Source organism: Azohydromonas caseinilytica, from assembly GCF_012927045.1.
GTDB lineage: Bacteria > Pseudomonadota > Gammaproteobacteria > Burkholderiales > Burkholderiaceae_C > Azohydromonas > Azohydromonas caseinilytica.
In genome coordinates, this window is sequence record NZ_JABBFW010000002.1 from 150,678 (window position 1) to 166,701 (window position 16,024).

Below are 16,024 nucleotides of genomic sequence, written 5' to 3' on the forward strand. Positions count from 1 at the left end.
TTAACCGCCGTGCGCCTGCTGCAGCGCGGCGATGTCGAGCTTCTGCATCTTGAGCATCGCCTCCATGACGCGGCCGGCCTTGGCCGGGTCGGGGTCGGCGATCAGGCAGTCCAGCAGGCGCGGCACCACCTGCCAGGACAGGCCCCAGCGGTCCTTGAGCCAGCCGCACTGCCGCGCGGCCGGGTCGCCGCCGTCGGACAGGCGCACCCAGTAGTGGTCCACCTCCTCCTGCGTGTCGCAATAGACCTGCAGCGACAGCGCCTCATTGAACTTGAACTCCGGCCCGCCGTTGAGCGCGGTGAAGCTCTGGCCGTCGAGCTCGAAGGCCACCGTCATCACGCTGCCGGCGGGGCGGCGGTGCACCTCGAAGCCGGCCTCGGTGAAGTGGGAGACATGGGTGATGCGCGAGTTGGGGAACACGCTCACGTAGAAGCGGGCGGCCTCCTCGGCCTGGCCGTCGAACCACAGGCAGGGCGTGATCTTCTGGACATTGGGCATGGCGCGGCTCCTGGTGTGAAGGGCGGCGTCAGGCTCCCAGGCCCGGCCCGGGCTGTCCAGGGTAGAGGCTCTTCAATGGCGTCCGCGGAAGGGGTTTCAATGGGTGTCCCGGTGCCCCTGGCCCGCTCCCGCACAATCCCCGGATGAGTAGTTGTCTCGAATTCTTGCCTCCGAACCAGGGGGTGCCGCCGCAGCTGATGGTGCTGCTGCATGGCGTGGGCGGGGATGCCGCCTCGATGCTGCCGCTGGCGCGCGCGCTGCGCCACGAGTTCCCGCAGGCGGCGCTGCTGATTCCCGAAGGCTTCGACGCCTACGACGCCGGCCCCGCGGGACGGCAGTGGTTCTCGGTGAGCGGCATCACCGAGGAGAACCGGCCGCAGCGCGTGGCCGAGGCGCGTGCGCGCTTCGTCACCTGGCTGCGCGCGGCGCAGGAGCGGCTGCGCGCCGCGCCGGCGGCGACGGCGCTAGTGGGCTTCTCGCAGGGCGCGATCCTGGCGCTGGAGACGGCGCAGGCCGAGGACGGCCTGGCCGGGCGCGTGCTGGCCTTCAGCGGCCGCTACGCCACGCTGCCCGACCATGCGCCGCAGCAGACCACGCTGCACCTGCTGCATGGCGGCGCCGACGCGGTGATGCCGCCGCGCCATGCCCGCGAGGCGCTGGACCGGCTGGGCCTGCTCGGCGGCGACGCCACGCTGGACATCGCCGAGGGCGTGGGCCACGAGCTGCACCCCGCGCTCATCGACGAGGCCATCCACCGCCTGCGCACCCACATCCCGCACCGCACCTGGCAGGCCGCGCTGGGCGCGGTGCCCTCGCTGCAGAGCGGCGGCACGCATTGAATGAGGGCTTGGCGGGCCGGTCTCCCAGGAAAACCCTGAGTCAGGGTGGACCGCGCAAAATGCGGCATCTCCGGCCAAAGCCCCGCTTCGGCCCCGCATCCTGAACCCCGCCGCCTTCATGCTCTTCCTGCTCTCGCCTTCCAAGGCCCTCGACTACGACACCCCCACGCCGCCCGCCGTGCTGGAGCGCGCCACGCTGCCGGCCTTCATCGACGAGGCCGCGGCGCTGGTGGAACTGCTCAAGACCAGGACGCCGGCCGAGATCTCGGCGCTGATGGACCTCTCCAGCCCGCTGGCCGCGCTCAACGTCGCGCGCTACGGCGCCTGGTCCACCACCTTCGACGACGACAACAGCAAGCCTGCGGTGCTGGCCTTCGACGGCGACGTGTACGACGGGCTGGACGCGAAGACGCTGGGCGCCGAGGACCTGGACTGGGCGCAGCGGCATCTGGCCATCCTCTCCGGCCTGTACGGCGTGCTGCGCCCGCTGGACCGGCTGCAGCCCTACCGGCTGGAGATGGGCACCCGGCTCGCCAACCCGCGCGGCAAGGATCTCTACGCCTGGTGGGGCACGCGCATCGCCGAACACTTGCGCGCGCAGCTGGCGCAGGACGCGCAGCCCGTGCTGGTGAACCTGGCGTCGCAGGAGTATTTCAAGGCGGTGGACCGCAAGGCGCTGGCCGGCACGCGCATCGTCGAATGCGTGTTCGAGGACTGGAAGGGCAGCGGCTACAAGGTCGTGAGCTTCTGGGCCAAGCGCGCGCGCGGGCTGATGGCGCGCTGGGCCATCGAGCAGCGTGCCGCCCGGGTCGAGGCGCTGCGTGAGTTCGACAGCGACGGCTACCGCTTCGACGCCGCCGCCTCCACCACCGAGCGGCTGGTGTTCCGCCGCCGTCAGCAGGACTAAGCAGATCAGGGGAGACCCGACATGAGCCAGCAGATCACGCCCGAATTGCGCCAGTGGATCATCGACCAGGCTCGAGCCGGCCACCGGCCCGAGGCCGTGCTGGCGGCCATGCGCGCCAGCGGCTGGGACGAGGCCACGGCGATGGAAGCGATGGAGTCCACGCTGCAGGGCTTCATCGACTCGCTGCAGAAGCCCACGGTGCAGCCCGCGCCGCTGGCCAAGGTGGCGGTGCCCGAGCCGGCGCTGGAGAGCCGCCCGAGCACCATGCAGGCCGGCGACCGCCAGGTGCAGGTGCTCATGACCATGGAGAACCCGCGCGTGGTGGTGTTCGGCGGGCTGCTGTCCGACGAGGAGTGCGACCAGCTCATCGAGCTGGCGCGCCCGCGCCTGGCGCGCTCGGAGACGGTGGACACCGCCACCGGCGGCAGCGAGGTCAATGCCGCGCGCACCAGCAGCGGCATGTTCTTCGGCCGGGGCGAGACCGCGCTGCACCGGCGCATCGAGGAGCGCATCGCCGCGCTGGTGAACTGGCCGGTGGAGAACGGCGAGGGCTTGCAGATCCTGCGCTACGGGCCCGGTGCCGAGTACCGGCCGCACCACGACTACTTCGACCCCGAGCAGCCCGGCACGCCGGCCATCCTGCAGCGCGGCGGGCAGCGCGTGGGCACGGTGGTGATGTACCTGAACACCCCGGCGCAGGGCGGCGGCACCACCTTCCCCGACGTCGGCCTGGAGGTCGCGCCCTTCAAGGGCAACGCCGTGTTCTTCAGCTACGAGCGCCCGCATCCCGACACCCGCACCCTGCACGGCGGCGCGCCGGTGCTCGACGGCGAGAAGTGGGTCGCCACCAAGTGGCTGCGGGAGAGGGTGTTCGTGTGAGGGGCGGGGCGAGCTGTGTCTTGAGGCGGAAGTCGTTGAGCGTTGGCCAAAGCTGGCCCGCTTCGCTTACTACTTCTTCACCCCCGCGCAGGCGCCCACCCTTGGTGAGCGCCTGCGCGGGAATGACGAGGTGTTTATGGAGGCCGTCCAGCTCACGGTCACCAACCTGAGACTTTCCCCGCACAGCACTGCGCCTGCACGGGCCTGACGAGTAGACATTCAGCTTCGGCCAGGAGGCCGGATCAGAACCCCAGCTCGCGCACCAGCACGCTGGCGCCCGCCGTCCACAGCCGCTCCCACAGGCTGCGCGCGGGCTGCGGCAGCACGGCATGGCCGCGCCACTGGCGCAGCGACAGTGCCGGGTCCTCCAGCAGCTCCAGCTCCACGCGGTACAGCGGCTGCGTGAGCAGCAGCTCACGCCCGTGCGGCACGGCCTCCACCGCGCCGCCGTGGGCCTGCGCCAGCAGCGGCTCGCCCAGCACCGTGCTGGCGTGCGGGGCCACGCTGGTCACGCGCGCGGACAGGCGCCGCAGCGGCGCGGCGTCGGCCATGAAGCTGGACTCGTCGCCCGGGCGCAGCGCGCGCGCGGCGTTCTCGCCGGCATAGGCCACGACGCGCCAGCGCCCCGACGCGGCGAACTGCAGCAGCGTCTGCTGCGGGCTCACCACCAGGCCCGGGCGCAGCCCGTCCTCCAGCGCCAGCACCACGCCGTCGAAGGGCGCGCGCGGGCGCAGCCGCTCGATCTCCTCCTGCACCGCCTCGACCTCGCGGCGCGCCGTCACCAGCTGCTCCTGCAGCGAGCCCCATTGCGCCTGCTGCACGGTGTCCACGCTGGCACCGGCCACCTGGGCCTGGAGCCGGCGCACCTGCACCTGCGCCGCCTGCAGCCGCTGCTCCAGCGCCGCGGCCGAGGCCTCCAGCAGCGGCGCGCCGGCCTTGACGCGCTGACCCGGCTGCACGTGCACGGCCTCCATCACCGCCGTCGCGGGCAGCCGCAGCGCCAGGTGCTGGGCCGGCTGCAGCAGCGCGCCGGCGCTCTCGTGCGAGGGCAGCGGGATGAAGCCCAGCACGGCCAGCGCGGCCAGCACCGCGGCGCTGCGGCGCTGCCGCGCGCTGCCGCGCCAGTGGGTGCGCCCGGCGTGCCAGGCGCGCAGCTCTTGAATGACGGGGCGCATGACGAACCAGCCCATTTCCACGGCGAAGAGCACGATGCCCACCGCCTTGATGGCGAAGTGATAGACCAGCCAGGCGATGCCGAGGTACAGCACCAGCCGGTAGGCCCAGGTGGCGAAAGCGAAGGCGACCCACAGCCGGCGCCGCGCCGGCGGCAGCTCCTCCGGCGGCGGCGCCTGCCAGCCCAGCAGCGCCCGGCGCAGCCACCAGCGCGCCAGCGCGAAGCTGCGCTCGTGCAGGTTGGGCTGGTCGAGCAGGTCGCACAGCACGAAGTAGCCATCGAAGCGCATGAACGGGCTGAGGTTGACCAGCACCGTGCCGACCCAGGTCAGCGTGCCCAGGATGAAGGCCGCCGTGCGCAGCGGCCCCTCGGGCAGCAGCGCCCAGGCCAGCGTGGCCCAGGCGGCGATGCTCAGCTCGGTGCGCACCCCGGCCAGCGCCACCTGCAGCCGCGCGCGCGCGTCCGACAGCCGCCACACCTCGGAGGTGTCGGTGTAGGCCACCGGCCACAGCACCATGAAGGCCGCGCCCATGGTCGGCACGCGGCAGCCGTGCGCGCGGGCGACGAAGGCATGGCCGAACTCGTGCGCCACCTTCACCGCCACCAGCGTCAGGCCGTAGAGCGCCAGTCCGCGCCAGGACATCAGGTCCACGGCCTGGGCCCGGAACGCCTCCCAGTCGCGCGCCACGGCCAGCAGCCCCAGTACCAGCGCCGCGAGCGTGGCCCGCGTGAAGCCGCGGCTGCCCAGCCGCCGCGCCGCGGGCAGCAGGCGCTGCAGCAGCCGGTCGGGGTTGAACAGCGGGATGCGGAAGAACAGGTAGTGGTGCAGCAGCCAGGTGCCCACGGCCTTGAGCCCCGGCTCGGCCTCGGGCCCGCGCGGCGGCGCCGTGGGCTGCAGCAGCTCGTGGCGGTGGGCGAAGTCCAGCACGCGCAGCACATGCTCCCTGGAGATGGACAGCGTGGTGTGGGCGTTGACCTGCTCGGCGATCAGCGCCGGGTCGGCCATCCACCAGCAGCGCAGCACCTCGTAGGTGATCCAGTCGATGCGCGTGAAGCGGTGGCGCACCGGGTCGTGCAGCGTCCAGCTGGGCGTGCCGTCGTGCAGCGCCGGGGCATGGTGCAGCTGCAGGTCCTGGCGCAGCTCGGGCCACGGCGGCGGGGCGGCCGGCGCCCTGGCCGGCAGCGAGAGGGCCGGCCGCCGGACCTCCGGCACCGCGGCGACGGCCGGCGTGGGCGCAATGACCGTCTTCGCCGCGGCCGGAGCGTCCGGCGTCGCGGCCCCGGCCGTCGCGTTCACCATCCTAGGGCCTCGCGCAGCGCCGCCAGCGGCCGGCGCAGCACCCAGTACACCAGCGGCACGCGCGCGCCGTCCACGTGGGCGGTGCCGCGCGCGCCCAGGCGCTCGCGCGGCGGGCCTTCGAGGCGGCCGCGCAGCCGGTAGGCCAGGGTGCCGTCCGGGCGCTGCGCGGCCTCGTAGGCGTAGAGCCGCAGTTGCGCGGCCACGGGCTCGGCGGGGCGGCTGGAGAGGAACAGCCGCATGCCGCTGTCCGGGGGCAGCTCCACCGCGTCGGCCACGGACAGCCAGGCCTCGACCTCCTGGTCCTCGGGCCGGGCCAGGCGCAGCAGCGGCTCGCCGGCGGCCACGGTGCGCCCGGCCCAGTTGCCCGGGTCCTCGACCAGCACCACGCCGTCATGCGGGGCGCGCACCTCGGTGCGCTGCACCTGCTCGCTGAGGTAGGCCACCTCGGTGCGCTTTTCCGCCACGCGGCCCTGCACCACGGCCAGCTGGGCCTTGGCCCGCGCGTCGGTGAGGGCCTGCTGCATGGTCTGGCGCCATTCGGCCTCGGCGGTGAGCAGGGCCTGGCGCGCCACCTGCAGCCGGCTCGCGGCCTGGGCGTCGTCGAGCTCGGCCAGCAGCTGCCCAGCCTTGACCACCTGGTTGGGCTCGACCAGCAGCCGCTGCGCCATGCCCTCCACGGTGGCGCGCAGCACGGTGGGTTCGCGCGGCACGATCTCGCCGGGCGCGCGCACGGTCAGCCGGATCGGCAGCGCCAGCACCAGCAGCACCGCCGCGGCCACCGCCATGCTGCGGCGGCGCGGCCTGAAGCCGCGGACCTTGTCCCGCAGCGCGCCCAGGTCCAGCGCCTTGCGCGGCTGCGCCGCCACGGCGGCCTGCTCGGCCAGCAGCCACAGGTCGAGCCATTCCTGCAGCGCGGCGATCTCGCCGGGCGTCCAGGGCATCTCGCGCACCAGCAGCAGCGCGCCGCGCGCACCCGCGGGCAACGCCAGCGCATACGGCGGCCACCACTGCGCCCAGTCCTCGGCCAGCGCCGGCAGCTCCTGCGCGCCGAAGGGGCCGGCCTGGCCGGCACGCGCGCGCGCCAGGCGCTGCAGCCACTGGCCGTAGGGCCCGTGCGCATCGACCTGGCTGGCGCCGGAGTGGAACAGCGCGCCGTCCTGCCAGAGGACGGCGGCGTGGTAGGGCAGGTGCGCGCGCGTGCCGTCGAGCAGCACGAAGCGTCGTGCCGCCGGCGTCTGCGCTGCGCGGACCGTGGCCAGCAACTGCAAGGTGGCCTCGGCGCTCAGACTCATGGCAATTCCCGGGGGTGGTACTGCTGGTCAGCCGGTGTTGCTGCTCAGCCGGTCAGGTCCGGCGCAGGGCATGGCGCTGGGCCTGCCACTGGCCGTTGCGGTGCGCCAGCGCCTCGCCGCGCATGAGCTGGGTGTCCAGCCCGACGCGGCCCGAGGGCGTCACCGTCGCGGGCTGCGACAGGATACGGAACACCGCGTTGGCCTCGCGGTTCTTGGTGTCGCGGCCCGTGACAACCACACGCAAATCCACCGCCGCACCCGGGGGTGGCTCGCCCGTGAAGGTGCCCGCCTTGCCGTCGAAGTGCAGCCAGCCCGGCAGCGGCTGGCCGTTGGCCTGCTTGGCCGTGAGCAGCACCGTCTCGTTGGGGTCGGTGTGCACGAACACGTCGGCCGGGAGCTGGACGTTGATCACGCGGGTGGTGACCACCTGGTCCTCCACGCCGTTGAACAGGCGCAGCAGGGGCTCCTTGGCCGGCGTGACCATGGTGCGGAAGCCGCTGGAGCGGGTGTAGATGTCGTCGATGCCGGCGCCGCGCTCCGAGCCGCTGCGCTGGTCATCCCACGGGTTGAGCCCCGTGAAGCGCTGCAGCGGGTCGGCCAGCGGGTTGTCCGCGGGCAGGCCCAGCGCGGCGAAGCCCGGGGTCTGCGGCGCGGGCGAGGGCGCCGGGGGCGGCTCGGCCGAGGCCGGCGCCGGCGCAGGTGCCGGCGTGGGCGGGGCTTCCGGCTGGACGGGCGGCGGCGGGACGTCGTCGTCCACGATCGTGCCCGTGCCGGTGACGGCCTGGCCACCGACCGGGGCCACGACCAGCCGCACATCCTCGTTGTCCTCGATGCTGTCGTCCCCGTTCACCTGCACGCGCACCAGCAGGCTGCCGTCGGCGGACAGCGCGACCGGGCCGCCGCCGTAGCGCAGCCAGGTCTTGCCGCCGTCGAGCGAGTAGCGCAGCTCCGTGCCGTAGTCCTCGCCGGCCGCGGCCGAGCCGCCCTCGCGCCGCAGGGTCACCGGCTGGCCGGGGCTGCCGGTGATGGCGAAGAGCAGGTCGCCCGAGCCCTCGGTGACGCTGGGGCTGGAGATGACGATGGGGCGGTCGTCGGTGCGCGGGGCGTCGGGATCGATGCGGCCATCGGCACCGAAGACGTCGCCGGAGCCGTCGTCCTTGATGGTGGCCGTGCCGGTAGCGGCCACGCCGCCGGCCGGGGTGACGGTGAGCGTGAAGGTCTCGCCGTTGTCGGAGATGCGGTCCTCGACGATGGACGTGCGCACCAGGATCGCGCCGCCCGCGGGCAGCGTGACGGCGCCGCCGTAGCCCGCCCAGGTCTTGCCGCCATCGACGGAAACCTGCAGCCCGCCGGTGCCGAAGTCCACGCCGGCCGTGGCCGTGCCGCCGGCGAGCGCCAGGCTCACCGACTGGCCGGCGCTGCCGGTGACGGTGAAGACCGCGTAGGGCGAGGCCTCGTTGACGCTGACGCTGTTGACGCTCACCGGGCGGTCGTCGGTACGGCGGCCGGCCGGGTCAGACGTGCCGTCGCCCTTGAAGACGGTGCCGGTGCCGTCGTCGCGGATGGTGGCGGTGCCGGTGGCGGCCACGCCGCCGGCCGGGGTGGCGCTGAGCGTGAAGGTCTCGCCGTTGTCGCTGACCGCGTCGTCGGTGAGCGGGGTGCGCACCAGGATCGCGCCGCCCGCGGGCAGCGTGACGGCGGCGCCGTAGCTCGTCCAGGTCTTGCCGCCGTCGGTGGAGACCTGCAGGTTCGCGCCGCCGGTGGCGCCGAAGTCCACGCCGGCGCCGGTGGCGGTGCCGCCGCCAAGCGCCAGGCTCACCGACTGCCCGGCGCTGCCGGTGACGGTGAAGACCGCGTAGGGCGAGGCCTCGTTGACGCTGATGCTGCTGACGGCGAGCGGCGCGACCGGATCGACGCTGATGCTCACCGTGCCGGTGTCGGTGGCGGTGCCGTCGGTGAGGACGTAGTCGAAGCTCACCGGGCCGGTGTAGCCGGCTTCCGGGGTGAAGCGGATCACGCCGTTGCCGTTGACGCGCAGCGTGCCGTGGGGCACGGCGATGCTCTGCTCGCGGCCGGTGAGCGCCACGCCGTTGATGGACCGGATGCTCAGGCGGTCGCCGTCGGCGTCGGTGTCGTTGGCGAGCAGGCTCAGCGCGTTGCCGCTGCTGTTCTGCAACACCGTGGAGCGGTCGTCGCCGGCCACCGGGGCGTCGTTGACCGGGGTGACGCCGATGCGCACGGTGCCGGTATCGCTGGTCGTGCCGTCGGTGACGACGTAGTCGAAGCTCGCCGGGCCGTTGTAGTTGGCCTCCGGCACGAAGGTCAGCGTGCCGTCGGCGCCGACGCGCACCGTGCCGTGGGGCACGGCGATGACCTGGGCGGTGCCCGGCGTGAGCAGCGTGCCGTTGATGGACTGGATGCGCAGCGTGTCGCCGTCGGCATCGCGGTCGTTGCCCAGCAGGTTCAGCGCGAGCGGGGTGTCCTCAGCCACCGTGAAGCCGTCGTCATCGGCCACCGGGGCGTCATTGACCGGGGTGACGGCGATGCTGACCGTGCCGGTGTCGGTGCCGCCCTGGCCGTCGGTGAGGACGTAGTCGAAGCTCACCGGGCCGTTGTGGTTGGCCGCCGGGGTGAAGGTGATCACGCCGTTGCCGTTGACGCGCACGGTGCCGTGGGGCACGGCGATGCTCTGCTCGCGGCCGGTGAGCGCCACGCCGTTGATGGACTGGATGCTCAGGCGGTTGCCGTCGGCGTCGGTGTCGTTGCCGAGCAGGTCGAGCACGTTGCCCTTGCTGTCCTCCACCACCGTGAAGCGGTCGTCGCCGGCCACCGGGGCGTCGTTGACCGGGGTGACGGCGATGCGCGCGGTGCCGGTGTCGGTGCCGCCCTGGCCGTCGGTGACGACGTAGTCGAAGCTCACCGGGCCGGTGTAGTTGGCGGCCGGAACGAAGGTGATCACGCCGTCGGCGCCGACGCGCACCGTGCCGTGGGGCACGGTGATGCTCTGCGCGGTGCCGGGCGTGAGCGCCACGCCGTTGATGGACTGGATGCTCAGCGTGTTGCCATCGACGTCGGTGTCGCCGTCGAGCAGGTTGAGCGCGATGCCGGGGCTGTCCTCGGCCACGGTGAAGCTGTCGTCACGGGCCACCGGGGCGTCATTGACCGGGGTGACGACGATGCTGACCGTACCGGTGTCGGTGGCCATGCCGTCGGTGATGACGTAGTCGAAGCTCACCGGGCCGTTGTAGTTGGCGGCCGGGACGAAGGTGAGCCCGCCCGCGGCGCCGACGCGCACCGTGCCGTGGGGCACGGTGATGCTCTGTTCGCCGCCGGTGAGCGCCACGCCGTTGATGGACTGGATGCGCGGCGTGGTGCCGTCGGCGTCGCGGTCGTTGCCCAGCAGGTTGAGCGTGAGCGGGGTGTCCTCGGCCACCGTGAAGCGGTCGTCCACGGCCACCGGGGCGTCGTTGACCGGGGTGACGGCGATGCTGACGGTGCCGGTGTCGGCGCCGCCATAGCCGTCGCTGACGACGTAATCGAAGCTCACCGGGCCGGTGTAGTTGGCCTCCGGGATGAAAGTCAGCGTGCCGTCGGCGCCGACGCGCACGGTGCCGTGGGGCACGCTGATGCTCTGTTCGCCGCCGGTGAGCGCCACGCCGTTGATGGATTGGAGGCGCAGCGTGCCGCCGTCGATGTCGGTGTCGTTGCCGAGCAGGCTCAGCGTGACCGCGCCGTCCTCGGCCACCGTGACGCTGTCGTCACGCGCCACCGGGGCGTCGTTCACCGGGGTGACGGCAATGCTGACCGTGCCGGTGTCGGTGAGGCTGCCGTCGGTGACGACGTAGTCGAAGCTCACCGGGCCGTTGTAGTTGGCGGCCGGGATGAAGGTGAGCACGCCCGAGGCGCTGACGCGCACGGTGCCGTGGGGCACGCTGATGCTCTGCTCGCCGCCGGTGAGCGCCACGCCGTTGATGGATTGCAGGCGCGGCGTGGTGCCGTCGGCATCGCGGTCATTGCCCAGCAGGTTGAGCGCGAGCGGGGTGTCCTCGGCCACCGTGAAGCGGTCGTCCACGGCCACCGGGGCGTCGTTGACCGGGGTGACGGCGATGCGGACCGTGCCGGTGTCGGTGAGGCTGCCGTCGGTGACGGTGTAGTCGAAGCTCACCGGGCCGTTGTAGTTGGCTTCCGGGATGAAGGTCAGCGTGCCGTCGGCGCCGACGCGCACGGTGCCGTGGGGCACGCTGATGCTCTGTTCGCCGCCGGTGAGCGCCACGCCGTTGATGGATTGGAGGCGCAGCGTGGTGCCATCGGCATCGCGGTCGTTGCCCAGCAGGTTGAGCACGGTGCCGGTGCCGTCCTCGGCGACCGTGAAGCTGTCGTCGCCGGCCACCGGGGCGTCGTTCACCGGGGTGACGGTGATGCTGACCGTGCCGGTGTCGGTGGCCGTGCCGTCGGTGACGACGTAGTCGAAGCTCACCGGGCCGTTGTAGTTGGCGGCCGGGATGAAGGTGAGCACGCCCGAGGCGCTGACGCGCACGGTGCCGTGGGGCACGCTGATGCTCTGCTCGCCGCCGGTGAGCGCCACGCCGTTGATGGATTGCAGGCGCGGCGTGGTGCCGTCGGCATCGCGGTCATTGCCCAGCAGGTTGAGCGCGAGCGGGGTGTCCTCGGCCACCGTGAAGCGGTCGTCCACGGCCACCGGGGCGTCGTTGACCGGGGTGACGGCGATGCGGACCGTGCCGGTGTCGGTGAGGCTGCCGTCGGTGACGACGTAGTCGAAGCTCACCGGGCCGTTGTAGTTGGCTTCCGGGATGAAGGTCAGCGTGCCGTCGGCGCCGACGCGCACGGTGCCGTGGGGCACGGCGATGCTCTGCTCGGCGCCGGTGAGCACGATGCCGTTGATGGACTGGATGCGCAGCGTGCCACTGTCGATGTCGGTGTCGTTGCCCAGCAGGTTGAGCGTGACCGTGCCGTCCTCGGCCACCGTGACGCTGTCGTCCACGGCCACCGGAGCGTCATTGACCGGGGTGACGGCGATGCGGACCGTGCCGGTGTCGGTGAGGCTGCCGTCGGTGACGACGTAGTCGAAGCTCACCGGGCCGTTGTAGTTGGCTTCCGGAATGAAGGTGAGCACGCCCGCGGCGCTGACGCGCACCGTGCCGTGGGGCACGCTGATGCTCTGCTCGGCGCCGATGAGCGCCACGCCGTTGATGGACTGCAGGCGCGGCGTGGTGCCGTCGGCATCGCGGTCATTGCCCAGCAGGTTGAGCGTGAGCGGAGTGTCCTCGGCCACCGTGAAGTGGTCGTCAACGGCCACCGGCGCGTCGTTGACCGGGGTGACGGCGATGCTGACGGTGCCGATGTCGGTGAGGCTGCCGTCGGTGACGGTGTAGTCGAAGCTCACCGGGCCGGTGTAGTTGGCCTCCGGAACGAAGGTGATCACGCCGTCGGCGCCGACGCGCACCGTGCCGTGGGGCACGGCGATGCTCTGCGCGATGCCGGGAGTGAGCGCCACGCCGTTGATGGAGCTGATGCTCAGCGTGTTGCCATCGACGTCGGTGTCGCCGTCGAGCAGGTCGAGCGTGATGCCGGGGCTGTCCTCGGCCACGGTGAAGCCGTCGTCACGGGCCACCGGGGCGTCGTTGACCGGGGTGACGCTGATGCTGACCGTGCCGGTGTCGGTGGCCGTGCCGTCGGTGACGACGTAGTCGAAGCTCACCGGGCCTTTGTAGTTGGCGGCCGGAACGAAAGTCAGCACGCCGGCGGCGCTGATGCGCACCGTGCCGTTGGGCACGCTGATGGTTTGCTCGCCACCGGTGAGTGCCACGCCGTGGATGGACTGCAGGCGCAGCGTGCCGCCGTCGATGTCGGTGTCATTGCCGAGCAGGCTCAGCGTGACCGTGCCGTCCTCGGCCACCGTGAAGCTGTCGTCCACGGCCACCGGGGCGTCGTTGACCGGGGTGACGCTGATGCTGGCCGTGCCGGTGTCGGTGAGCGTGCCGTCGGTGACGACGTAGTCGAAGCTCACCGGGCCGCTGTAGTTGGCGGCCGGGGTGAAGGTGATGACGCCGGCGGCGCTGACGCGCACCGTGCCGTTGGGCACGGCGATGGTCTGTTCGCCGCCGGTGAGCAGGGTGCCGTGGATGGACTGGACGGCCAGCGTGTTGCCGTCGGCGTCGGTGTCGTTGCCGAGCAGGTTGAGCGTGACCGTGCCGTCCTCGGCCACCGTGAAGCGGTCGTCAACGGCCACCGGGGCGTCGTTGACCGGGGTGACGGTGACGTTGACCGTGCCGGTGTCGGTGCCGCCAAAGTCGTCGGTGACGACGTAGTCGAAGCTCACCGGGCCGTTGTAGTTGGCGGCCGGGATGAAGGTCAGCGTGCCGTCGGCGCCGACGCGCACGGTGCCGTTGGGCACGGTGATGGTCTGCTCGCCGCCGGTGAGGGTGACGCCGTTGATGGACTGGACGCGCAGCGGGTCCCCGTCGTCGTCGGTGTCGCCGTCGAGCAGGTCCAGCGCGACTGAGCCGTCCTCGGCCACCGTGACGCTCTCGTCATCGGCCTCCGGGGCGACGTTGAACCGGGTGACGTTGATGCTGACCGTGCCGGTGTCGGTAGCCGTGCCGTCGCTGACGACGTAGTTGAAGCTCACCGGGCCGCGGTAGTTGGCCGAGGGCGAGAAGGTGATCACGCCGGTGGCGCTGACCTGCACCGTGCCGTTGGGCACGGGAATGGTCTGCGCAATGCCGGGAGTGAGCGCGACGCCGCCGATGGACTGGATGCTCAGCGTGTTGCCATCGGCGTCGGTGTCGTTGCCGAGCAGGTTGAGCACGTTGCCGGTGCTGTCCTCGACCACCGAGAAGCTGTCGTCACCGGCCACCGGGGCGTCGTTGACCGGGGTGACGGTGATGGTGGCGGTGCCGGTGTCGGTAGCCGTGCCGTCGCTGACGACGTAGTCGAAGCTCACCGGGCCGCTGTAGTTGGCGGCCGGGGTGAAGGTGAGCACGCCGGCGGTGCTGACGTACACGGTGCCGTTGGGCACGGCGATGGTGTAGGCGGTGCCGGCGCTGATGGCGGTGCCGTTGATGGAGGACACGCGCAGCGTGCCGCCGTCGATGTCGGTGTCGTTGCCCAACAGGTTCAGCACGGTGCCGGTGCTGTCCTCGGCCACGGTGAAGCTGTCGTCGCCGGCCACCGGGGCATCGTTGACCGGGGTGACGGTGATGGTGGCCGTGCCGGTGTCGGTAGCCGTGCCGTCGCTGACCTCGTAGCTGAAGCTCACCGTGCCGCTGTAGTTGGCGGCCGGGGTGAAGGTGACCACGCCGGTGGTGCTGACGTACACCGTGCCGTTGGGCACGGCGATGGTGTAGGCGGTGCCGGCGCTGATGGCGGTGCCGTTGACGGAGGACACGCGCAGCGCGCCGCCGTCGATGTCGGTGTCGTTGCCCAGCAGATTCAGCACGGTGCCCGTGCTGTCCTCGGCCACGGTAAAGGCGTCGTCACCGGCCACCGGGGCATCGTTGACCGGGGTGACGGTGATGGTGGCGGTGCCGGTGTCGGTAGCCGTGCCGTCGCTGACGACGTAGTCAAAGCTCACCGTGCCGCTGTAGTTGGCGGCCGGGGTGAAGGTGACGACGCCGGCGGTGCTGACGTACACCGTGCCGTTGGGCACGGCAATGGTGTAGGCGGTGCCGGCAGTGATGGCGGTGCCGTTGATGGCAGACACGCGCAGCGCGCCGCCGTCGATGTCGGTGTCGTTGCCCAGCAGGTTGAGCACGGTGCCCGTGCTGTCCTCGGCCACCGTGAAGGCGTCGTCACCGGCCACCGGGGCGTCGTTGACCGGGGTGACGGTGATGGTGGCCGTGCCGGTATCGGTGCCGCCGTTGCCGTCGGAGACGACGTAGTCAAAGCTCACCGTGCCGCTGTAGTCGGCGACCGGGGTGAAAGTGACCACGCCGGCGGTGCTCACGTACACGGTGCCGTTGGGCACGGCGATGGTGTAGGCGGTGCCGGCGCTGATGGCGGTGCCATTGATGGACGCGATGCGCAGCGTGTCGCCATTGGCGTCGGTGTCGTTGCCGAGCAGGTTCAGCGTGAGCGAGCCGTCCTCGGCGACCGTGGAGCTGTCGTCAACGGCCACGGGTGCGACGTTGGCGGCCGCCGCGACGTTGATGGTGACCGCGCCGGTATCGGTAGCCGTGCCGTCGCTGACGACGTAGTTGAAGCTCACCGTGCCGGTGTAGTTGACGGCCGGAGTGAAGGTGACCACGCCGGCGGTGCTGACGTACACGGTGCCGTTGGTCACGGCGATGGTGTAGGCGGTGCCGGCGCTGATGGCGGTGCCGTTGATGGAAGCGATGCGCAGTGCGCCGCCGTCGATGTCGGTGTCGTTGCCCAGCAGATTCAGCACGTTGGCACCGCTGTTCTTGACCACGGTGAAAACGTCATCGTCAGCCACCGGGGCGTCGTTGACCGGGGTGACGGTGATGGTGGCCGTGCCGGTGTCGGTAGCCGTGCCGTCGCTGACCTCGTAGCTGAAGCTCACCGTGCCGCTGTAGTTGGCGGTCGGGGCGAAGGTGACGACGCCGGCGGTGCTGACGTACACCGTGCCGTTGGTCACGGCAATGGTGTAGGCGGTGCCGGCGCTGATGGCGGTGCCGTTGATGGAAGCAATGCGCAGCGCGCCGCCGTCGATGTCGGTGTCGTTGCCCAGCAGGTTGAGCAGGTTGCCGGTGCTGTCCTCGGCCACCGTGAAGGCGTCGTCACCGGCCACCGGGGCATCGTTGACCGGGGTGACGGTGATGGTGGCCGTACCGGCGTCGGTAGCCGTGCCGTCGCTGACCTCGTAGCTGAAGCTCACCGTGCCGCTGTAGTTGGCGGCCGGGGCGAAGGTGACCACGCCGGCGGTGCTGACGTACACCGTGCCGTTGGTCACGGCGATGGTGTAGGCGGTGCCGGCGCTGATGGCGGTGCCGTTGATGGAAGCAATGCGCAGCGCGCCGCCGTCGATGTCGGTGTCGTTGCCCAGCAGATTCAGCACGGTGCCCGCGCTGTCCTCGGCCACCGTGAAGGCGTCGTCACCGGCCACCGGGGCATCGTTGACCGGGGTGACGGTGATGGTGGCCGTGCCGGTGTCGG

At 71.9% G+C, this 16,024-nt stretch carries 7 protein-coding genes; 3 read left to right on the top strand and 4 right to left on the bottom strand.

Annotated features, from left to right (window positions below; translation table 11 throughout):
- The gene (locus HHL10_RS03810; protein ID WP_169159020.1) at positions 1-498 is read right to left on the bottom strand and encodes a VOC family protein; all 498 of its coding nucleotides are present in this window, start codon (positions 496-498) and stop codon (positions 1-3) included.
- Between the two features lie 143 nt (positions 499-641).
- Between HHL10_RS03810 and ypfH the strand changes: the two genes are divergently transcribed.
- The 3 genes from ypfH (at position 642) to HHL10_RS03825 (ending at position 3,123) form a co-directional block, all read left to right on the top strand.
- Positions 642-1,337, top strand: a complete 696-nt coding sequence (gene ypfH / locus HHL10_RS03815; RefSeq protein WP_169159021.1) for an esterase — start codon at positions 642-644, stop codon at positions 1,335-1,337.
- A gap of 118 nt (positions 1,338-1,455) precedes the next feature.
- Complete coding sequence (gene yaaA, locus HHL10_RS03820) at positions 1,456-2,244, top strand: peroxide stress protein YaaA (RefSeq protein ID WP_169159022.1); 789 nt, start codon at positions 1,456-1,458, stop codon at positions 2,242-2,244.
- 21 nt (positions 2,245-2,265) lie between these two features.
- Positions 2,266-3,123, top strand: a complete 858-nt coding sequence (locus HHL10_RS03825) for a 2OG-Fe(II) oxygenase (protein ID WP_169159023.1) — start codon at positions 2,266-2,268, stop codon at positions 3,121-3,123.
- A gap of 242 nt (positions 3,124-3,365) precedes the next feature.
- Here HHL10_RS03825 and HHL10_RS03830 read toward each other — a convergent pair whose 3' ends face one another.
- The 3 genes from HHL10_RS03830 to HHL10_RS03840 are packed head-to-tail and all read right to left on the bottom strand — an operon-like array spanning position 3,366 to position 15,974.
- On the bottom strand, positions 3,366-5,597 hold the full coding sequence (locus HHL10_RS03830) for a site-2 protease family protein (RefSeq protein WP_169159024.1): 2,232 nt from the start codon (positions 5,595-5,597) through the stop codon (positions 3,366-3,368).
- The gene (locus tag HHL10_RS03835) at positions 5,591-6,889 is read right to left on the bottom strand and encodes an efflux RND transporter periplasmic adaptor subunit (RefSeq protein ID WP_169159025.1); all 1,299 of its coding nucleotides are present in this window, start codon (positions 6,887-6,889) and stop codon (positions 5,591-5,593) included. Before HHL10_RS03835 ends, HHL10_RS03830 begins: the two co-directional genes overlap by 7 nt.
- Before the next feature lie 52 nt (positions 6,890-6,941).
- On the bottom strand, positions 6,942-15,974 hold the full coding sequence (locus tag HHL10_RS03840) for an Ig-like domain-containing protein (RefSeq protein WP_510528606.1): 9,033 nt from the start codon (positions 15,972-15,974) through the stop codon (positions 6,942-6,944).
- Positions 15,975-16,024: the final 50 nt, after the last annotated feature.